Annotated in this window: 14 protein-coding genes; 7 read left to right on the top strand and 7 right to left on the bottom strand. The window is 64.5% G+C overall.

Going from position 1 to position 21,600, the window contains the following annotated elements:
- Nucleotides 1-4 precede the first annotated feature (4 nt).
- From F7D09_RS06485 to F7D09_RS06470, 4 genes are all read right to left on the bottom strand, one after another.
- A complete protein-coding gene (locus tag F7D09_RS06485; RefSeq protein ID WP_152234593.1) occupies nt 5-736 on the bottom strand; it encodes a hypothetical protein in 732 nt (243 codons plus the stop codon).
- A 9-nt stretch (nt 737-745) separates the two neighbouring features.
- A complete protein-coding gene (locus F7D09_RS06480; RefSeq protein WP_152234592.1) occupies nt 746-1,414 on the bottom strand; it encodes a hypothetical protein in 669 nt (222 codons plus the stop codon).
- Nucleotides 1,415-1,563: 149 nt separating this feature from the next.
- Entirely contained in the window at nt 1,564-1,887 is a 324-nt protein-coding gene (locus tag F7D09_RS06475; protein ID WP_152234591.1) for a hypothetical protein, read from the bottom strand.
- A 478-nt stretch (nt 1,888-2,365) separates the two neighbouring features.
- A complete protein-coding gene (locus F7D09_RS06470) occupies nt 2,366-3,091 on the bottom strand; it encodes a type 1 glutamine amidotransferase (protein ID WP_152234590.1) in 726 nt (241 codons plus the stop codon).
- A gap of 221 nt (nt 3,092-3,312) precedes the next feature.
- Between F7D09_RS06470 and F7D09_RS06465 the strand changes: the two genes are divergently transcribed.
- From F7D09_RS06465 to F7D09_RS06445, 5 genes are all read left to right on the top strand, one after another.
- The gene (locus F7D09_RS06465; protein ID WP_152234589.1) at nt 3,313-4,290 is read left to right on the top strand and encodes an aldo/keto reductase family protein; all 978 of its coding nucleotides are present in this window, start codon (nt 3,313-3,315) and stop codon (nt 4,288-4,290) included.
- 352 nt (nt 4,291-4,642) lie between these two features.
- On the top strand, nt 4,643-6,301 hold the full coding sequence (cysS, locus tag F7D09_RS06460; RefSeq protein WP_152234588.1) for a cysteine--tRNA ligase: 1,659 nt from the start codon (nt 4,643-4,645) through the stop codon (nt 6,299-6,301).
- Nucleotides 6,302-6,856: 555 nt separating this feature from the next.
- Nucleotides 6,857-7,834: an ABC transporter ATP-binding protein gene (locus F7D09_RS06455; protein WP_226836030.1), complete on the top strand. Its 978-nt coding sequence runs from the start codon at nt 6,857-6,859 to the stop codon at nt 7,832-7,834.
- Nucleotides 7,831-8,598 carry an ABC transporter permease gene (locus F7D09_RS06450; protein ID WP_152234587.1) on the top strand — a complete coding sequence of 256 codons (768 nt, stop codon included), beginning with the start codon at nt 7,831-7,833 and terminating at the stop codon, nt 8,596-8,598. Before F7D09_RS06455 ends, F7D09_RS06450 begins: the two co-directional genes overlap by 4 nt.
- Nucleotides 8,599-9,378, top strand: coding sequence for an ABC transporter (locus F7D09_RS06445; protein ID WP_152234586.1), 780 nt, complete (start codon nt 8,599-8,601; stop codon nt 9,376-9,378).
- Nucleotides 9,379-9,555: 177 nt separating this feature from the next.
- Here the strand turns inward: F7D09_RS06445 and F7D09_RS06440 are convergent, their stop codons facing one another.
- Nucleotides 9,556-10,464 carry a cation transporter gene (locus F7D09_RS06440; protein WP_152234585.1) on the bottom strand — a complete coding sequence of 303 codons (909 nt, stop codon included), beginning with the start codon at nt 10,462-10,464 and terminating at the stop codon, nt 9,556-9,558.
- Between the two features lie 331 nt (nt 10,465-10,795).
- Between F7D09_RS06440 and ffh the strand changes: the two genes are divergently transcribed.
- Both ffh and F7D09_RS06430 read left to right on the top strand, forming a co-directional pair.
- A complete protein-coding gene (gene ffh / locus F7D09_RS06435) occupies nt 10,796-12,448 on the top strand; it encodes a signal recognition particle protein (RefSeq protein WP_152234584.1) in 1,653 nt (550 codons plus the stop codon).
- Between the two features lie 747 nt (nt 12,449-13,195).
- Nucleotides 13,196-14,221, top strand: a complete 1,026-nt coding sequence (locus F7D09_RS06430; RefSeq protein ID WP_152234583.1) for an endonuclease/exonuclease/phosphatase family protein — start codon at nt 13,196-13,198, stop codon at nt 14,219-14,221.
- Between the two features lie 113 nt (nt 14,222-14,334).
- On the opposite strand, the gene F7D09_RS06425 is transcribed toward F7D09_RS06430, so the two are convergent.
- Both F7D09_RS06425 and F7D09_RS06420 read right to left on the bottom strand, forming a co-directional pair.
- On the bottom strand, nt 14,335-15,147 hold the full coding sequence (locus F7D09_RS06425; RefSeq protein WP_193312363.1) for an ArsR/SmtB family transcription factor: 813 nt from the start codon (nt 15,145-15,147) through the stop codon (nt 14,335-14,337).
- 501 nt (nt 15,148-15,648) lie between these two features.
- A complete protein-coding gene (locus tag F7D09_RS06420) occupies nt 15,649-21,036 on the bottom strand; it encodes a S8 family peptidase (protein WP_152234581.1) in 5,388 nt (1,795 codons plus the stop codon).
- Nucleotides 21,037-21,600: the final 564 nt, after the last annotated feature.

Genomic DNA, 21,600 nt, shown 5'->3' with positions numbered 1-21,600 from the left:
ACCGTCAGAATGGGTGTTCGAGGGGGTCTTCGTTGTAGCTGCTGAACCAGTTGTTGGCGACCTCGCATTCGCGCACCTTGATGTCGCGCACGTTGATGCTGGCCTTGTTCGGGTCGCCGGTCGCCTTGTCGTTCACGTAGTCGTTCACTGTGTAGCTCATCGGCGCGGCCCCGTTGCGGTGCATGCAGTCCACGATAGCCTCCGACGGGTTCGAGTACAGGTTCACGTTGCCGACCTGCATGCCGTAGACCTCATCCACCGGGTTCACGTTCTTCATGCACTCGTCCTGGTCGTCCCAGAACTTTTGTTCCTGCTCGGGTGTGCCGTTGAAGTAGTATGCGGCCTCGTTGTACATGCCGTTAGGGTACTTGATCAGGATGATCTCCTTGTAGCCGCGGTCTAGCATGCACTGCTTGTACCCCATCCACAGCGCCTCGTAGTCCGAGGCGGACACGCCGCCGTTGGCCTTCGCCCGCTTGAGGACCTCCACCGCCTTCTCACTGCCCCTCTTCTCGGCGAACACGATCCGCTGGTCGATGAACGCGTCCAACGACTCCGCGCGCTTCTCGCCCAATCCGGCCAGCTGGTAGTCGATGTACTCCTGCTCGCTCGCGCCCGACCGGCGTTCGCTCTTCCTCGAACCAGCCGAGCCGCAGCCAGCCAAGCCCACCGATAGCGCCGCACAGCAGACGACCGCGGCCAGTGTGGAGAAAACGGAACGTGCTGTCATGCTCATGATGGCTCCTTACCAGAGATGCTCGAGTACGTCGTCGGGATAGCTGCTGAACCAGTTGTTGGCGACCTCGCATTCGCGCACCTTCATGTCGCGCACATCGATGCCGGCCTTCGTGTAGTCGTCCTTCGCCTTGTCGTTCACGTAGTCGTTTACCGTGTAGCTCATCGGCACCATGCCGTTACGGCGCATGCAATCCACGATCGCCTCCGATTGATTCGAATACAGGTTCGGGTTGCCAATCTGAGCGCCGTACAGCTCGATCAACGGGAACAAGTCGCTCATGCACGAGCGCATGTCCTCAGTCTGTTTCGCCTCCTGCTCGGCGGTGCCTCTGTAATGCCCGGGCTCGGCATATATCCCGTTGGGGTATTTGATGAGGATGATCTCCTTGTAGCCGCGGTCCAGCATGCACTGTTTATAGTCGGCCCATGACCGCTCGTAGTCCGTGGCGGACATGCCGCCGTCCCGCTTGGCGCGTTCGAGAATCCCTTTGGCCTTCTCCGTGGTCGCGGGGTCCTTGATCAGCGAGTCGATGAACTCGCCCATCGACCCCGCCCGCCTCTCGCCCAGACCGGACAGCTGGTAGTCGATCGTCTCCTGCCCGCTCGCGCCCGACCGGCGTTCGCTCTTCCTCGAGCCGGTCGAGCCGCAGCCAGCCAATCCCGCGACAAGCGCCACACTGCAGAGGACGGCTGCCAGCACCCGCGCCCCGCGGATTGACGATAATACTTTTGCACCCATTGTTCACCTCCATGCAGTTAAAAGGAATAGGCCGCCGGGGAGTCCCGCGACCCCTCGGCAGCCATTCCTCATTGTGTGTGGACTAGTCAGTAGAGTCTCGCGCTGTCATGAGCGTTCCGCTCGATGCCGTATGCTTCCGCAGTGACTACGGAACCGCGTGCTGCTGCGATTTTCCGGTCTACCGTCGTGACGTCCTGGATGGCCTCGGCCGTGCACTGGGCACGCCCTGCGCGGCAGGTGGCGTACGAGTGCGTCCAGTTGTACTTCCACAGGCCGGTCATGTAGGAGTCGTTGCGCTCCCCGCTGTTATACCAGGCGTTCGCGGCGGGCGCGACGCCGACGGCCATCAGGCAGGCAGCGGCCGCGGCAAGCGCGGAGAGGCGTTTTCTCATGGAATCTTTCTTGGTCATAGCGGCGGATTCACTTCCTTCCTTGGATAGGGCCAATGCTGAATCGAATCGATCGGCGGGCGGATGGGGTTTCTGTGTATTGGGGGCGCCGTCACCGGCGTCATGAAGGAAGCAGGTCTTCCGCACTCCTCTCGTGCGGGTACTCTCAGCGTAGAGGAAAACAAGACACCGCAAATCCGCGACACGCCGTGTATATACCCGAAACGGGTATGTGCGGGTGATGTGGTTAATAACCGCTTCTTCATGTGGTAGCGTCGGCGCTCCCCCAGTCTTCGCTATGCTCAGACAGCCCCCTCCACCGAGGGGGCCAAGGAACGGGACAGTCGGCTTCGCTGGCAGCGTCCTGCGATTAAGGACCGCCTACGGCAGGCTCAATATGCGGGTGACGCTCCCCCAGTCAGCTTCGCTGACAGCCCCCTCCACCGAGGGGGCCAAGGGTCGGGCCAGTCCCGTGGCTCCCGAGCCGAGGGATAACAAGTCAGTTGAGGGTTTTCGCGTAGGAGGCGCAGCGGGCGGCGAATCCGGAGAACACCTGCTCGGCGAGCGGGGCGATCTGCGGGTTGCTGGCGGCGAACGCCTCGCGCAGCTGCGATTTGGACCCGCCGGCCGCCTTGAGGTCCTTGACCATGGACGGCTCGCTCAGCCACTCCTCAAGCAGCGTGGGCGTAACCTCAAGATGGAATTGGAGCCCCAGCGCGGAGCCGACACGGAACGCCTGCACCTTGGTGTGCTCGGAACGGGCGAGCAGCTGAGCGCCTTCAGGCAGCCCCACCACATCGTTATGCCAGTGGAGCACCTCGGTCTGCTTGTTCCACATGGAAAAATACGCATGCTTGTCGACGCGCTTGATCGGAGCGAGACCGATCTCGGGAGCCTCGCCGCGGCTGAGCTTCGCGCCGAGCGCAGTCGCGATGATCTGATGGCCCAAGCACACGCCGAGCACCGGCTTGCCGACGCTGACCGCCGCCTTGACGAGTTTCGCCTCGGCCTTGAGGCCGGGATACTTGTCATAGTCGAGCGCCCCCATCGGCCCGCCCATCACGACCACGCCGCACACCTGCGAGAAATCGGGAAGGTCGGGCTTCTTGACCTTGGCGATGTTCACCGTGACCGTCGGCAGGTTCAGATCCTCCAGATTGTCGAGGATGCGCCCCGGCTTCTCCCACGGGACATGCTGCACGATAAGCACTTGCGATTGCGTCATGACTCCTATTGTTGCATCACCACCGTAAAGCGGTGTAACAAGCGGTCGTCAGTCGGCTGCCAACCGTTCCCACGGCACGTGCGGCCATATCCGGCATCAGCGGTATCGTACATACGATTGTTAGCGCGCACAATCCCGTGTCCGCAACGTCGGCAATCCATCACCGCCGCACAACACCCCACACAGGACGCACCAACCACACACCCACGGAAGGAACCATCATGCACTACCGTCCAGTTGGCAAGTCAGGACTGAAAATCAGCGAAATCGCACTCGGCAGCTGGGTGACGCGGCTCGCCGACGACACCCAGCTGGACGTCGCACGAGACGTCGTCCGCCTCGCCTACGACAACGGCGTCAACTTCTTCGACTGCGCCGACGCCTACTCCGGCGGCGACGCCGAACGGTTCCTCGGCGACACACTCAAACAATACCCACGCCGCGAACTGGTCATTTCCAGCAAAGTGTACTTCCCCACCGGCGACGGCGTGAACGACCGCGGCCTGAGCCGCAAGCACATCTTCGAAAGCATCGACCAGACGCTCAAGAACCTGCAGACCGACTACGTGGACCTCTACTACTGCCACCGTTTCGACGAAACCTGCGACCTGACCGAAACACTACGCGCAATGAGCGACCTCGTCGCGCAAGGCAAGGTCCTCTATTACGGCGTCTCCGAAGAATGGGGCGGCGCACGGCTCGAAGAAGCGCAGCGCATCGTCGACCGGTACAACCTGTACCCGATCACCGTGGTGCAGCCGCAGTACAACATCGTGGACCGCTACATCGAACACGAGATCATGGGCGAATGCCGCCGCCACGGCATCGGCATCACCACGTTCTCGCCGCTCGCGCAGGGACTGCTCACCGGCAAGTACCGCAAAGGCAAGCCGCTGCCAGCCGGCTCGCGCGCCACCTGGCAGGCCGACCACCAGATCAACGACCTGCTCACCGACCGGAACCTCGACCTCGTGGAACAGCTGCGCGGCGTGGCGGACGGCCTCGGCGTGAGCCTGGCCGTGCTGTCGCTGGCGTGGATCCTGCAGCATCCGGAAATCAGCTGCGTGATCGCCGGTGCGAGCAAGCCCAGCCAGCTGGAAAGCAATCTTGCGGCATCCGGGCTGGAGATTCCGGACGATGCTATGGCCGAAATCGACCGGATCAGCGGATTCCACCGGTTCGAGCGGCATGTCGGGTGAGCGGGGTTGGCCGGGGCAGCGTCAGACTCCCGTTTTTCTCCCATTCCGGGCACCCCGGATGGGAGGATTACGGGATTGAAATCGCCGCACACCCGGCAGACTCCCAACATCCTCCCATTCCAAGACCTTCGGATGGGAGAATCCCGGGAGTACATCAAGCAGAATCCCGACATCCTCCCATCCCAAACCCTTTAGACGGGAGGATGTTGGGAGTAGGCACCCCAACTCCCAACATCCTCCCATTCCAGGCACCTCGGATGGGAGGATCCCGGGAGTACGCCCATCAGACTCCCGAACCCCTCCCGTCCAAAACCCACCCGCGATGTCGCGCAACACAGATACCCTCAAAGGTATGACACAAGCCCAAGAACCGCAGAATTCCAACGTTTCTGCAACCGCAGAAGCCACCACCCGGCAGCCCGGCGTCACCCGCGCCGCCGCCGGGCTCAAACTGTACGACACCGCCTCGCACACCGTCTCCGCCTTCACGCCGATCAAGCCCGGCAAGGTCGGCATCTACGTGTGCGGCGCGACCGTGCAGTCCTCGCCGCACATCGGCCACATCCGCGCTGCAGTCGCATTCGACGTGGTGCGCCGCTGGATGATGCGGCTCGGCTATCAGGTCACGTTCGTGCGCAACGTGACCGACATCGACGACAAGATCCTAGACAAGGCCGCCGCCGCAGGCCAGCAGTGGTGGGCGCGGGCGTACTACTACGAGCGCGAGTTCACGCAGGCGTACGACACGCTCGGCGTGCTGCCGCCGACCGTCGAGCCGCGCGCGACCGGCCACGTGCCCGACATGGTCGACCTCATCCAGCGGATCATCGACAACGGCCACGCCTACGTCGTACGCGACGCAGACGGCAAGCCCACCGGCAACGTGTACTTCGACGTGGCCAGCTGGCCGCACTACGGCGAGCTCACCCACCAGAAGCAGACCGCGGAAGTGGACGAGGCGGCCGCCGTCGCCGACCGCATGGGGCCGAGCGTGGACGCGACCGGCGCCGACAAGTACAATCCCGTCGACCCGGCCGACGCCTCCCCCGACAAGCACGACCCGCGCGACTTCGCGCTGTGGAAGGCGCCGAAGAGCACCGATCCGCTCGACGCGCGCTGGGCGACGCCGTTCGGCGTGGGACGGCCCGGCTGGCATATCGAATGCTCTGCGATGAGCCACCGGTATCTCAAGGACGGTTTCGACATCCACGGCGGCGGCCTTGACCTGCGGTTCCCGCACCACGAGAACGAGATGGCGCAGACGCGTGCGGCCGGTTACGAGTCGGCGGCGCGCTGGATGCACTCCGCGTGGGTGACCACCAAGGGCGAGAAGATGAGCAAGTCGCTGGGCACGGGGCTTTCGGTGCCGAGCGTGCTCGCGGCGCATTCCGCATGGGTGGTGCGCTATGCGCTGGGCTCCGTGCAGTACCGTTCGATGCTGGAATGGTCCGACCAGGCGCTGGTGGAGGCGCAGACGGCGTACGATCGCGTCTCGAACTTCATCGAACGCGCCGGCGCGGCGGTCGGCGAACAGCCGACTCGCGAAGAGATCGAGGCCATGGGCGCCGACGAGCTGCCGGACGATTTCGTGGCGGCACTCAACAACGACATCAACGTGCCAGGCGCACTGGCAGCGATCTTCGGTGAAATCCGCAAGGGCAACATCCTGCTCAGCCAGCTCGAGACGAAGTCGACGCAGTACACGCCGGAGGTGGCCGTGGAGCAGATCAAGCTCGCGCTGCGCGACGTGCGCGCCATGCTCGACACGCTGGGCCTTGACCCGCTGGCCGAGCCGTGGCTGAGCTCCGGCGCAGCCGGCTCCGCCGACGACGCGGACGCCAGCCCGGAACGCAAGGCCCTGGACGCGCTGATCGGCGAACAGCTGGCCGCGCGCGCCGCCGCCCGCAAGGAGCGCGACTTCGCGAAGGCCGACGCGATCCGCGACGCGCTGGGCGCCGCGGGCATCGCCATCGAGGACAGCCCGCAGGGCAGCACCTGGAGCCTGAAATAAGGGGTCCGGTTCGGCCGAACCGGACCGAACCGGACCGAGCTGGACCGAACCGGGCCGAACCGGACCGAACCGGACCGGACCGGGCCGAACCGGACCGCGGGATAACCGCCATACCCACAATCCGCAAGATACACAATGTGCATCTTGCGGATTTTTTGTAATCAGAGCGTGAAGGAATAACGCGGATTGTGTACCTTAAAGCACACAATCCGAGCCTTCCCCGTCTCTAAGATGCAGATTGTGCATCTTAGAGACGGGGAAGGAGGGAAGACAGGAAGACGAAAGAACCCGACGCGGAAGAAGCAATAGACGAAATGTGACGAACCACACCGTCGCGCCCGTTGACCGATAATCACCTACGCATGTATCGTTTTAAGGGGGGGAAGGCAGGCTGATTGCCGCATATGCAGAGCGCCAATCGCGAATCCGAACCTCACATGCGGAAGGCGCCCTACCTTATGCATGACGCAATTCCATAGCACGGCACACCGCATGCAACCGGCACAAGCGAACGCAGCGGAGGCATCCAGCAAACGAAAGAAGGTAATCCTCCGTATGATGAATAATAAAGGCACGCTCTTATCCGCACGGCATCTGGAACGCACCTTCGACAAGGGGAAGTTCGTCGCGGTGCATGACGTGTCGTTCGATATTAGGCCCGGCGAAGTGTTCGCACTGGTCGGCCCCAACGGCGCCGGCAAGACGACCACCGTGCGCATGTGTTCCACGCTGCTGACGCCGACCGGCGGCGAGCTGACCATCGGCGGCGTCGACGCGATCCGTCACCCGTTTCAGGCACGCAGCGGCCTGGGCCTCGCACTCGGCGGCGACCTGGGTTTCTACCCGCGCGCCTCAGCATTGGACAATCTGCTGTTCTTCGCCGACGTGGCCGGCGTTCCCGGCTCACGCCGACGCGGTGAAGTCGACCAGGCGCTGGAACGAGTAGGGCTCGCCGACCGTTCCACCAGCAAGGTCGGCGAATTCTCGCGCGGCATGAAGCAGCGGCTGCATATCGCCCGCGCGCTGCTCGGCAAGCCGGGACTGCTGCTGCTTGACGAGCCGACCAGCGGTTTGGATCCGGAAGCCTCCTTGAGCGTGCGCGACCTGATCGCCACCTTGGCCGCGGAAGGTCGCGGCATCCTGCTGACCAGCCATGCCATGGACGAGGTCGAAGAACTCGCGACCACGATAGCGGTCATCGGCGCCGGCAGCATCGTCGTATCCGGTCAGGTGCGCGACATCGCCGACTACGCGGGCATCCGCGCGACGACCACCGCCACGCTGCCCGCGCGCGCTGCCGATATCCGCGACATCCTGATCGAATCCGTCCGCACGCTCGGCGACGCCCGTATACGCCCCAAAGGCGCGAACTGGGCCCTCACTGTGCACTGGCGGTCGAATCCGGATGCCGGTGTAGCCCAGCTGCTTACAGTGCTGCGGCACTCCGGATTCGACCGGCCGCTGGACCTGCTGACGCATCCGGCAAGCCTGGAGGATGCCTATCTGGCCATCAGCGAAGGATTGCAACGGTGAGACGGCAATTGCGCATGATGTGGTTCGAGCTGCGGCAGTTCGCCTCCGTCCCGTATTTCGCACAGCTCATGGTGGTCGCCACGCTCAGCGCCGTGGTAACGCAGGTGCTCGCTTGGCGCGTGTGGGGCGGCGACCCTGCGGTGCTGTGGGTGCGCAGCGGCATCATCGGCATGTGGACCGTCTCCACATGCGCGACCGGAATCCTCGGATTCGAACGATACAAAGGAACGCTGGTGTATCTGGTCGCCGGCCGCATCGACCCGAGGCGTCCGCTGGCCGCGGTCGTCAGTTCCGTATCCACGTTCGGTCTGGCGGCCATGCCCCTGTCATGGGCCATATGGACGGCGCTCACGCGAACGGCCGGCGTCAGCATGTCGCAAGTACCCCGGCTCATCGGCGGCACCGTACTACTGTGGTTCGCTTGCCTGTCGGTCGCGTTCGTGATCGCCACGGTGTTCGTGCTCACGCCGAACGCGATCGCCTATGAAAGCCTGCTGCTGGCCCCGGTGCTCATCGCGTCCGGCCTGCTGTTCACGCAGTCCACGCCGCCGGCATGGCTGCACGCGGCCGGCATGGTCATTCCCATCCACTGGCCGATCGATATGCTGCTGGGCAACCGCGAAACGGCCGGCGGCGCGCTCGCGACATGGACGAACGCCAGCATAGGGCTCACGGTCAGTCTGATATGGATGGCGGCCGCGTGGACGCTCGGCCGCGTGGTACTTGACCGCGCGTGCCGCAGCGCGACTCTGGAGGTGGTCTGAATGGGCAACGGGTTCGCGTACCGCGTCGCCAGCATGGTGCGTATCTCCTTCGCGTCGTCGACGGCGTTCGCGACGCTGGGGACCGCCTTGACGACGCTGGTCCTGACGCCGCTGTTCAGCATCGCATACGACATCATGTTCGGTCAGGATCTGCTCGCGCCCGACTACACTCGCATCGGCTACGCGGCCGCGCTCGTCTCGCTGTGCTTGTCGGTGGAGGCGGGCGTCGTCGACAAGGCCGCCACGGACCGTGACCTTGGCATTTTCGAGGACATCCATCTGCGGCGCAGTGTGGACCTCGCCTATTGGATCGGCGGGGCCGTCATGCCTCTGCTGCTCTCGACACTCACCGCGGCGGTCACCATTGGATCCGTGTTCGCGTTCTCGCCTGCGCATGATGTCGGGTTTCTGTTGCGCGTCGTGGCCTTGTGCCCGCCGACGATGATTGTCGGAGTGCTGATGGGCGTATGTTGCGCCGGCATAGGCGTAAGCCTGCCGGACCCCTATCTCGGAGATACCATCCTGGACGCGATCATGCCGCTGACGGCCGGCGTGATCGTGCCGGTCACCCTGTACCCGGGCTGGCTGCGCGGCGTGTTTCACCTCGTCCCGATGACCGGCACGCTGGCGTCGCTGGCGAATGGCGGGAATACGTTGATGGATGCGTTGGATGCGGCGGTGGATCTACTGGCGGCAACCTGCTGGGCGGCTGTAGGACTGCTGTTCGTGCATGTGGCGGTCAAACGGCTACGGAACGGCGTGCGGCGGGACATCATCTGAGCGGATTGGGGATGGCACCAGTGGATGAGCCGGCAGTCATGACATGGTTTCTTGACAAAGGACGAGCTGGAGGAATTACGGCCGGGACCGGGGCGCACCGCCATCGCATGAATTCGCATATGACAGCCCGGCAATGTGTTGACATTGCCGGGCCTCACGCAGCAGAACACAACGGCATCAGTCGAACACGAAGTCGACGTCCACGATGTGCAGCCGCTTGCGCAGCTCTTTCTCCAGCGCGCGTTTGCAGTCGATCAGGTCGCCTACGTCGATGCTGTTGCCCGTTCCGGACAGGTACACGTCGACCGTATAGTTCATGCCGGTCTTGAAGATCAGCGTCTTCTCGTACTCCGTATCGGCCGGAAGATGCCGTTGCGCGGCGGCCTCCACGAAACCGTTCGTCTCATCGTCGTCATGCACGCCGCCGACCAGCTCGACGAACGCGTCCTTAAGCACGCCGAACGGCTCCTTGACCGTCAGCAGCACCAGCGCGACGGTGATGAAGAAATCGCCGGTGTAATGCAGGAAGCCAAACATGCCGCCATCCGGCAGCACCATGAGCACGACCGCCACCACGCCGATGCCGAACGACATCGCGCCGTCAACGAGCGTGCTCTTGCATTCGGCCGTCAGCATGGTGCTCGCGTTGCGGATGCGCCGGTTTTCGCGGCGATAATAGACGAATAGGCCGAAGCAGACCAGCACGGTCAGGATCTCATAGACCACGACGGGACCGGTCTCGATGCGCTCGCCCTGACCGAGCGCGAAATAGTCGTAGGCGACCTGCGTGACGTCCACGAGCGAAAACATGAGCAGGGACAGGGTGAGCATGGCCTTGGCGATGGCGTAGATCGGCTCGAGCGCGAACAGGCCGTTGGGGAACCGCTCGGTGGTGCGCACGGTACGCGAGGAGAGATAGACCGCCACCATGCCCGACAGCACGGATATGGCGGTGAATGAGAAATCAAGGAACATGGCCTTCAGGCCGGTCATGAAGAACACGACCATGCCGGCCGCGACCTGCATGGCGTTGACGACGATGCCCACGAACAGGGCCTTGCGTTCTATTGACTTATGTTGTGGCATAGGCGGGCCTTCCATATTGCACGGCATGTCTGCGTTGGCCCGCTACTTCACTGGCCGGAACCGCGGCGACGCGGCTGTACTGCGGGGCACGGCGGCGGCGCTGCTGACGGACGGCTCGATTCGCGAGGGCGCACGGCAGTCTGCGTATAGGTGGTGTCCGAAGGAATTTCAAAACAGCATAGGCATTCCAAAAATCCACGGAAATTTTGCCCTTCCATGGTAGCGGAACCGTTTGATTCCGGGCGTGTCGCTTCGCTCAGAGCGTGGCGGCTGCGGGGGCCGGGCGGCGGGTGACCGGTTTTCCCGCGTGGCGGCTAAACTGGTTCGCATTATGGCTGCTTTTAGTTCTCTTACCGACCGGCTCTCGAATGCGTTCAAGCATCTGAAGAGCAAGGGCAAACTGTCCGAGGCGGACATCGACGGCACGATCCGCGAAATCCGCCGCGCACTGCTCGACGCCGACGTGGCACTCGACGTGGTGCGTTCCTTCACCGCGCGCATCCGCGAGCGCGCGCTCGGCACCGAGGTGTCGCAGGCGCTCAACCCTGCGCAGCAGGTGGTCAAGATCGTCAACGAAGAGCTGACCGACGTGCTCGGCCAGGGCGTTGACCGTCCGCTGAACTTCGCGAAGAAGCCGCCGACGATCATCATGCTCGCCGGTCTGCAGGGCGCCGGTAAGACGACGCTCGCCGGCAAGCTCGGCTACTGGCTCAAGGATTCCGGCCACACGCCGCTGCTCGTGGCCGCCGATTTGCAACGTCCGAACGCGGTGACGCAGCTGCAGGTGGTCGGCGAACGCGCCGGCGTGCCGGTGTACGCTCCCGAGAAGGGTGTGCAGTCCGACGGCGGCGACGCGGTGTCCGCACCCGGCCTGACCACCGGCGACCCGGTGAAGGTGGCGCGCGATTCGATTGCGTTCGCCAAGCAGAAGCTGTACGACACGGTGATCATCGATACCGCCGGCCGTCTCGGCGTGGACGAGACGCTGATGCAGCAGGCGCGCGACATCCGCGACGCCGTGCAGCCGAACGAGATCCTGTTCGTCATCGACGCGATGATCGGTCAGGATGCGGTGCAGACCGCGAAGGCGTTCGATGAGGGCGTGGACTTCACCGGCGTGGTGCTCTCCAAGCTCGACGGCGACGCGCGCGGCGGTGCGGCGCTGTCCGTGGCGAGCGTGACCGGCAAGCCGATCCTGTTCGCGTCCACCGGCGAGGGACTCAAGGATTTCGAGGTCTTCCACCCGGATCGTATGGCCTCGCGCATCCTCGACATGGGCGACATCCTCACGCTCATCGAGCAGGCGCAGAAGCAGTTCGACGAGGAGGAGGCCCGCAAGGCCGCCGTCAAGATGGCGGAGGGCGAGTTCGGGCTCGACGATTTCATGGAGCAGCTGCAGCAGGTGCGCAAGCTCGGCTCGATGAAGAAGCTGCTCGGCATGATTCCGGGCATGGCCCAGCATCGCAAGGAGCTGGAGCAGTTCGATGAGAAGGAGATCGACCGTACGGAGGCGATCATCCGCTCGATGACGCCGGCGGAGCGACGCAATCCGAAGATCATCGACGGTTCGCGTCGCGCGCGCATCGCCTACGGTTCCGGCAACACGGTGTCCGCGGTGAACGCGCTGCTGCAGCGGTTCGAGCAGGCGTCGAAGATGATGAAGCGCATGAGCAACAAGGCCATGGGCGGCATCCCCGGTTTCGGCGGTCCGGCTTCGGGCGGCGGCAAAGGCAAGGGTGGCAAGGGCAAAGGCAAGAAGAAGGGCTCGAAGTCCGGCAACCCGATGCGTCGTGAGGCCGAGGAGAGGGCGCTTCGTCAGCGCCTCGCCGGCGGCGGCAAGAGCGGTTCCGGCTCCGGCGGCTCCGCGTTCATGAAGAAACCGCAGAACCCGGCGCTTCCCGCCGGCCTGCAGGACGTGCTCGACGCGAACGGCGGCGAACTCCCCCCGAACCTCGGCGGCGGTCTGAGCGGACTGTTGGGCTGAAGCCCCAAAGGAAGCCCTGTGGGCTTCCGACGGGCTTCAGCCTGAGCGAGGCGGCAGCCGAGCGAAGGTATTATTGAGTCTCGCCGTCAGGCGAGTCCTTAATTGCAGGGGCCGAAGGCGAAATCACCAAGGGAGCCCTGTGGGCTCCCGGCTGCCGTCAGCCTGAGCGAGGCGATAGCCGAGCGAAGGCAGCATTGAGTCTCGCCGCAAGGCGAGTCCTTAATTGCAGGGGCCGGAGGCGAAGCACCAAGGGAGCCCAGTTGCTTGCAACGGGGTGAAGCCACTACCACAATCAATCATCACGGTAGTGACTCCACCCCGTTTTTCGTCTTCGCGACAGCCCGCGCCGCATCGCGGCGTCCCACACCAACGGCATGGCGGCTCATTCATCGACTCGGATACGCCCGTTTTACCTTCAGGTTCGAGATGTGGGTGTTTTGATTTCAGACATACACGCAAGGCCATCATCAAGTTTGGCCATTTTCCAACGATTTCGCGATTCCCGTCGCCGCACGCTCCTCAAAAAACGTCAAACAAAACACCCACATCTCGAAGAATCCCCCTCTTTCACATCTGATTCGCGTCAGAATACCCTTGCCTGCCTGTTTCTTTCCGGCGGACCTGCCGCATTCCCGCACAAATCCTCACAGGGTCTCACAGGAATGTTCACATCTGCGCCGCTACACTGGTGTTCCAGCCTGAGCGGCCTTCCGAGCCGCGACGTTCCGATAGTAAGGAGCACCATTCGTGACCATCGCCCTGTGGATCGTACTCGTACTGTGCATCGCGTGGACGGCGCTTCGCTGGCTACCCGCCGGCGCGGAGGCCCATATGCCGTTCCCCTACGTGATCGCCCTGATCCGGTTCCTGTGGGTGCCGTACCTGCTGGTCGCGTGTGTCGCGGCGCCGCTGGGGCACTGGGTGACGTTCGGCATGGCCGTAGCCGGGATGCTATCGATCGGGGCGTTGCAGGGGCCGTATTGGCGTCGCATCTTCCACCGTACGAGCCGTGAAACATCGCGTGAAACACCTGCCGGCGATCCGCGCACGGAGCTGCGCGTGATGACGCTGAACTGCCGCTACGGCCGGGCCAACGCGGACGATATCGTCGCCGCGGTCCGCGAGCGCCGCATCGACGTGCTCGCGCTTCAGGAACTGAGCAAGGACCTGGTCAAACGTCTTGATGCTGCCGGCCTCCCCGACCTGCTCCCCTACCGCCAGCTTGGCGTGCCGCAGAAGGACACCGACAACGGCGGCTTCAACGGATTGTGGTCGCGCACCAAGCCGGTCTCCTCGACCGAAACCATGGTGACGATTCCCGCCGCCGACGTGCCGGGCATGACGTTTGCGTTGGACGAGGTACACGGCCGCAAGTCCGCGATCGTCGCCTTCGCTTCGGCGCACACGAAGTCGCCGATGCGCGGCCCCCGCGAATGGTCGAACGGCATCCGCAGACTGGCCGCAATGACGGCGTTCGGCGACACGACCGGCGATCAGGCGAACAACCGCATCGCCGTGGTGATGGGCGATCTGAACGCGGTGCTCGACCATCCGAGTTTCCGCGAGCTGCTGCGCTCCGGCCTGACCGATGCGAGTCTTCAGGAGTCCCGCGGCCATACGAACTCGTTCCCCAGCCAGGTGCCATGGCCTCGCATCGAACTCGACCATGTGCTGTTCACCGGCGGCGTCACCGCGCACGATGTGGCGTCGTTCGTGGTACGCGACACCGATCATCTCGCGCTCACCGCGACACTGGAGCTGCAGGCGGACTGACGGGCATCGGTTCTGCGAGGGCTTTCGACGGCTACGGCCGAGTGGCTACGACTGCGGCCGGGTCACCAAGTAACCGACCCCGCAGGACCGTTACATGTCTCCGCTGCTCTCCGTCACCGAACGCCCGAATCGCCGTCGGCACCGGGGATATCGCCGGAACCCTTGCCAAGCTCCTCCGCGCCACCGGTCTCACCGCCGTCCGCATCCCCGTCGCCGTCCGGCTCGTCGATCAGACCGGACGGCAGGCACGACCATGCATAGGTGACCCGATAGGGATAATCCGAAGCGCGGCGGCCGCGGCTCAACGCCAGATACTCCTCCCACACCTGCACGATGCGCGACTGGGCCTCCAGCAGCTCCTCATGCGTAAGGATCAGACTGCCCGTGTCCAGCGACATGAACGGGAACATCTCACGGCGCCGGTCGATTGGCACGGCGGCGCTGGCGGTCATGAAACGGCTGATGCGCATGCGCATCGCGCGCAGCATGCCGTCCATGACGCGCATCCGGGTGGACTCCTCCTGCTGGCTGAGCGCGATGCCGATGCTCGACGCGCTCGCCACCCACGGGCATTCGCGCCCGTCGCCGGTCACGTCCGACACGCGGCGCACGATTCCGGCTTTGCCGAGCAGCCGCAGATGGTAGCTCATCGAACTCGGTGATACGCCGACGAGCTCGGCGAGCTGCGTGGCCGTGTGGGGTTCCTGGCAATCGAACAGCTCCTCAACGACCATGAGCCGGGTCGGGTTCGAGACCATGCGGATGACCTCGGGGTCGGTGATGTTGAGCTCGGCAGGCGGGTCGACGGGCTTCTTGCGGCCGTCGTCGAACACGGAACCCGTCGCGCCGGGCCGAAGCGCCTTACCACCATTCATGTCGCCACTATCATGCTCGTTTGCGGACGATTCCTTCCGCTCCTTGGCCATCACTTCACATCCTTTATCTTCAGGAAAACACGGCATCCTACGCCGGCGCACACCATTTCACCAATTCAACCACAACCACATGCACCGGTCCCGGAAGCCCTACGAAGACGTCTGCCGAATCACGGGAAGAGCATCTCCCAGCCATATCGTCCTCGCGACTGCATGTTCCGCATGTTTTACGACCTATTCCGGAGTAGGCGGGCATGGGGTCGAGTAGCGGCACGAAAAACGCGATTTCGGGCCTGCGAAAACGGCCATATTCCAATGGTCACGATTCTTGGTTCTCACGGGATACTCGACCCCATGCCCGCCTACTCCGGAATAGCCTCGAAAACAGGCCGAACCTGTTTTGTGCCGGGACGCCCGCACGAGCTTCCCGGCACAAAAACAGCTTCTCACCGGCTTCAGTCCGCCGTTATCGCTACGGCTCAGCCGTCACCGATCCGCGTCAGACCGTAACCGCGACCGCATCAGGGCTTTCAGAGGCCCATCAGAGGCCCATCAGGCATGGCGAGGGCCGGAACCCGCGGCCCCACGCTTGCTCTCCGAGGCAAGAGCGCGGCGGCGAAGCACGCCGGCACCCGCCATCAGCATGACGACCGCCGCAATCGCCACCGCAGCGACACTGGCACCCGTCTTGCCGATGGCGTTCGGCGTCGGACCGGCCGCCGCACCGTCAGCAGCACCTGCACCTGCGGCGCCTGCGCCCGAACCGCTGCCGTTGCCCGCACCGGATCCGGGCACATACGGCTTGAGGCCGTCAAGCGCGGTCTTCAACGCGCGGTAGGCACCGTCGACGCTCAGCTGCGTGGCATCCTTATCGGCCAGCACGCCGCGCGCCGAGGCGAGCGCGCCTTGCAGGGCGGCCCAAGATTCGCGCGTGTAATCGGACGCCTTGAGGCCGCTGGCAGAGTCCACGAGCGACTGCAGCTTCGTCTTGTCGACGGTCGGCTTCGGCTGGGTGCCGTCATCCACCGCCGGCGTGTCGATGCTCGCGCTGGTGCCAGCCGCATCGGGAGCTGCGCCACGCAGGTGCAGCACGAGCGGCTGGGCGGCGGTAGCGGCACCGGCGACCGTGCGATGCGCGGTCAGCGTGACGCCATCCTGATCCTTGGCCAGCACGTCGCCGTTGCCCTCGGTCTTGGCGTCGGCCTCGCCGAACCACAGGGCCGGCTGGTAGACGTCGTAGGTCGCGGACTTGGCGGTGTCGACCACGAACGTCTTCGTGGAGTTGGAGTCCTCGCTGTTGCGCTGCGCGTACACCGACGACATGGCCGCCTGGTAGGTGATCTTCGTGACCTTGGTGGTGGGCGTGTAGCCGAGAGCCGAGAGCTTGGTGCGCAGCACCACGGTGTTGGAGTCGGAGACGGAGGCGTCGTCGATGGGCTCGACGTCCAGCGTGCCGCCGGTCGCCAGGTCGTAGGTGACCGCGTAGACGTTGTCGCCGGAGACGCCGGCGGCAATCTCGAAGTCGGGACGGCCGTCGCCGCTCGCGTCGATGTACACTTCGGGCGTGATGGTCATACCGAGGCGCGACCAGCTGTTTTCGGTGACGATGCCGAAGGCGAGCATGCCCTGCGACGGATCCTTCATCTGCGGCGCGGTGCTGGCGACGCCGACCGCGCGGATGTCGGCCGCGGCGAGGCTGCGCGCGGCCGCATCGTTGCCGGTGTAAGCGTCGTCGACCTTGCCGTCCGAACCCTTGGCGCCGGCCTGCGGGTCAAGCGCGCCGAGCTGCATGGCGGCGAGTTCGGACTGGTACGCCTCACTGTCGGTGCCCTGAGAGACGCCGTGCCCGGAGACGGTCAGCGTGCCCTGTTCGGCCTTCGCCGAAGCGAACTTCACCGTCGCCGTGGTTTCGGAGATGGGCTTCGGGGCGGCGCTGACGGCGGCGCGCAGCGGAAATGCGGTGGCATCGTCGGCAGTGTCGGCCGGCTCGAGACGGATGATGCCGCTGGCATCGGTCACGTAGGAGCGGTCCTTGCCGCCCGACTGCTTGGCCATGGTCGTGTCGATCGTGTGCCGCAGCTTGGAGGCGTCGGGGATGTTCAGGGTGACGGAGAACTGTGCGGAGGAGTGGGCGGCGACCTTCACCGTGGTCTGGTCGAGGTCGTAGCTGACGCCGTCCGTCTTCACACGCGGCAGGTAGCTGACCTTATACGTGCGGTCCTTGTCGGAGTCGTTCTCGACTGTGAACTTCTTGGACTTGCTGTAGCCTTTCTCGCCCACCTGCACGATGCCGAAGCCGCCGGTCACGCCGGTCGGGTCGTCGCTCACGTAGACGCGGGCGTCGCCGTTGACTGCGGCGTAGGCGTCGACGCGGCCGATGCCGGCGCGGATGATGCCGTACGCCTGCGAGCCGTCGTCCGTGACGATGTCATGGTCGGCGGTGCTCATCATCTGCTGCTTGATGCGCGTGCCGCTCCAGTCCGGATGCTTGCTGGCGACCAGCGCGGCCACGCCGGCGGTCAGCGGGGTGGCCATCGAGGTGCCGCTCATCGAGGCGGCCTTGTTGCCGGTTCCGCTGCCCACGGAGATGATGCCGACGCCGGGGGCCGCGATGTCGGGCTTGACGGTGCCGTCATACGAGCCGTGGATGCCGCGGGAGCTGAAGGACGCGATGCGGTCGGCCATGCCGGGCACGGTGGAGCGCACGGTCTGCTTGAGGCTGGAGTCGAAGGTCAGTTCGACGGTTCCGGCTTCGAGAGCGGACTTGAGCTTGGCGTACGAGGACTTGGCGAGCTGGAAGCCGGGGATGTCGTAGTTGCCGGCGATGCCGGCTTCGGGCACGTCGTACTGCGATCCGAAGACGACGCCGATGGCGCCGGCCTTGGACGCGTTGTCGAACATGGTTCCGGTCTTGCAGCGGAAGTTCGTGTCGTCGACCGTGGCGAAGACGATCTTGCCCTTGACCGCGGCGGCCTGCTCGTCGGAGTAGGCGACGCAGCCGTCGAGGTTGGTCGAATCGGTCAGGGGCACGACCTTGCCGCTCACCTTGAACGTGGGGTGCGGGTAGCTGTAGTCGATCGAGTACTGGCCGGCGTAGCCGTTGCCGGCGAGGTCGCTCGGCTGGTCGATCTGGATGGCGTCCTGCAGGGCGCCGTTCGACTTGGTGGCCGCGACGGCGAGCGAGCTGTGCGCGGTGGCGGGGCTGCCGCCGATGTCGGTCACGTCGTCGTCGTTGCCGGCGGCGGCCACGGACAGCACGCCGGCTTCGGTCAGCTCGTTGACCTTCTTGGTGTCGGGGTCGTCCTGCGTGCCGTAGGCGGTGCCGAGCGACATGGAGACGATGTCGATCTGCGTGCCTTCGGCGACCTTCTTGGCCACCCAGTCGAGCGCTTCGCCGGTCACGTCGGTGGAGCCGCCGCCGTCGCCGAACACCTTGAGCATGTAGATGCCGACTTCAGGGGCGCTGCCGGGGCCGATCTTCATGGTCTTGAGGTCAGCGTCGGTGAGCTTAGAGTAGTCGCCGGTGAAGGTCTTGCCGTTCGCGTCCTCGCCGTAACCGCCGAGCGTGCCGGCCACGTGGGAACCGTGGCCGCCGCCGGGGCCGTCGATCGGGTTCGCGTCGGGCTTGGGGATCGGGTCGTACACGTCTTCGGTGGCGGAGGAGTCGGCGTTGTAGGTGGCGCCGGCGAAGTCGTAGCCGCCGAGGAACTTGGACTTGTCGAGCATCTTGGACAGCGTCGGGTCGGTCAGCGGGTCGGCGTCCGAGGCGAGCGCGGCCTGATAGTCGGCGGTGCTGCCGCTGCCGCCGAAGTCGGCGTGCGTGTAGTCGATACCGGTGTCGATGATGACGACCTTGGCGTTCTTGCCGGTCTCGCCGGTCTTCTGCCAGGTCTTGAGCGCGTTGACGAACGAATCGTTGTTGTAGTTGCTCGGCGTGGCGCCGGTCGTCTTGGTCGCCTCTTCGGTGGACGTGGTGCCAGTGGCGTTGCCGCTGCCGGACGTCGAAGCGGAGGTGGCGGTGCGCTGGACGATCGGGGAGATGTCAATCACGTCCGGGTTCTGCCGGCCGAGCGTGCGCAGCGCGTCCGCGTCGGCTCGCACGGCGATGCCGGGGATGCTGTACGCGCTGGTATACAGCTTCGATGCCTTCGGATCAAGTTTCTTCAGTGCGGCGAACACGTCGTTCGCGTCATCGGTCGCGTTCTTGGCGCGGCTGGTGACGCTCTTCATCGCTTCGGCGTTGCGGCTCTTGACGCTCATGCGCTGCTTGCCGAGGGACTGCAGGGCCATGCGCTTCTGCTCGAGGCCGCCCACACCCTTGACCTGTACGAACGCGGAAAGCGTGCCGGACGTGTTGACGAGGTTGCCGGAGACCGTGTCATCGGAGGCCGGCGGGGTCGCGGTGGAGCCGTTGCCGCTGCCGCCGGCGTCGGCCGGGTCGCCGACGGTGACGATCTGCTGGAAGGCGTTCGCCTGAATGGCGTACGTATCGTCGTTCGCGTCCGAGGCGAGACGCACGTGGTAGACGAGCGTGCCCTGGTCGTCGGCGGTGCCGGTGGCGAAGAACGTGCCCTCACCCTGCGTGCCGTCGGGCAGCTGACGCTGGATGTTGAGGTTGGAATCGTACACGTTGAACACGGCCTTGCCGTTGGCTTCGAGGTTCTTCATCGTGACGGTGACGCCATCGCCGTTGGGGCCGAACGCGTCTTTGCTCAGCGTGGTCGGTGCGAACGATGCGGTGACGGAGGGCGGATAATTGCCGTCCGCGTCGGTGACGATGAACTTCGCGGTCGCGTAGTCGCCGGTCGTGCGCGACGTGGCGACGAGCGTGTACTCGCCGATGGTCGCCTGCTGGCCGCCGCGCAGCACGTTCGTGTACGTGCCGTCGCCGTTGGCGCGCGCCGTGCCGAGGCTGGTCGTGTAGCCGGTGCGGTCGGTGACGGTGATGTCGAAGGCATCGAACGGGTCGAAGCCGGTCTCCGTCTGGGTCAGGCCGCTCTTGACGAACTCGTCAAGCGTGAACTTGGTCTTGTCGACGGCGAGTTTCTTGTTCTCCACGCGCTTGGCGCCGGCCGTGACGACAAAGGATGCGAAACCGTATACGGTGGTGGCGCTGGAACCGGTGCGCGAACCGACCATGACGGACCACTTGCCCGCCGGATAGTTGACGGTGTTGGCCTGGATCGCGTCGGTGAACTCGCCGTCCGCGTCGGAGTAGAGGTGGTCGTAGTCGGCGAAGTTGACGATGGTGCCGTCCTGGCCTTCCAGCATGAAGTTGACCTTCGTGTTGGCGGGCAGACCGGTGGCCTTCACCTTGATCTTCGTGTCGATGAACTTGTCCTGCGAGACGCTGGCGCGGTCGAGCGTGACCTTGACGGTCTCCAGCGGGTTGTCGGTGACGGTGAGCGTCGCCGCCGCGGTCGTCTTGCTCATCTGGCCGGAGGCGACGATGGCGTGCGGCCCGACCTCTGTGGACTGGTTGGCGCCGCAGACCTTCGTGGTGACGCTGCCGTCGGATTGCGCCGGGGCGATCACCGCGGTGCGCTTCTTGCCGCTGGGCGCGGTGTCGGTGAAGACGATGTTCTCACCGTTCGTGAATCCGGTGGCGGTCGCAGTGACGCAGTCGGACCAGAAGTTGTACTTGTTGATGCTGGCCGGCGTCATGACCAGTGTCGCATTGGTTTCGGCGCCGTCATAGACGATGGCGCCGTCGCCGGCCTTCTCGGACTTGATGGTCGGCATGTTCTTCTCGACCGGCGCCTTCCACGTGAAGCGGCCGTTGCCGACGCTTGTGGTGGTGGCATCGGAAGCCGATGTCTGCTGCGATTGCTGCGTCTGCGACGCTTCGCCGGGCTGGGCGAGCGCCGTCGCCGTGGGCAGCGCCATCAGCGTTGCCACGCTGGCGACCACCGCCACGGCTTTCAGCCATGTTCTGTGCATTGGGACTCCTTGCTCTGTTCCTGTGCTGCATTCGATCGAGGTCAATGCCGGTACCGCATGTTCCGTTGCCGACGGCTGTCAGCGTCCGTCCCCCGATGGAATACCGAACACTATATATCAAAAAAATTTCATGTTTTGCGGTTTCTTGAAATACGAACACGGAATCAGCCTGCAAAAAGTACTGAAAACGGCTTAATACCAAGGCCTTTGAAATGATGGCATGTTGCGGAAAATACGAAGCTGATTTGAGGCTCTTCGGCGTGTAAGCGGTTTTAATACGCAGGGACAGCAAGCTGAGAACCGCGCGGGAGGAACGACCGCACGGGAGGATTACGCAGGGACGACTCGCAGGGACGATTACACGTTGGGGCTCTCCCCATCAGCGTAAACGGAGTTGCCCGCAATGGTTCGCGACGCCCCCTATGGCGCCGCAATGGCCCCTCGAAGGTTCCGCGACGGCCCGCAACCGCGAAAACCGCTTGTCACGCGGGCTATTCCGGAGTAGGCGGGCATTGGTCCGAGTATTGCGCGAAAAGCGCGAATCGTGACCATTGGAAAATGGCC

Source organism: Bifidobacterium leontopitheci, assembly GCF_009193355.1.
Classification (GTDB): Bacteria; Actinomycetota; Actinomycetes; order Actinomycetales; family Bifidobacteriaceae; genus Bifidobacterium; species Bifidobacterium leontopitheci.
The sequence above is the reverse complement of the archived record's forward strand: the minus strand, read 5'-3'. Positions and strand labels throughout refer to the sequence as shown.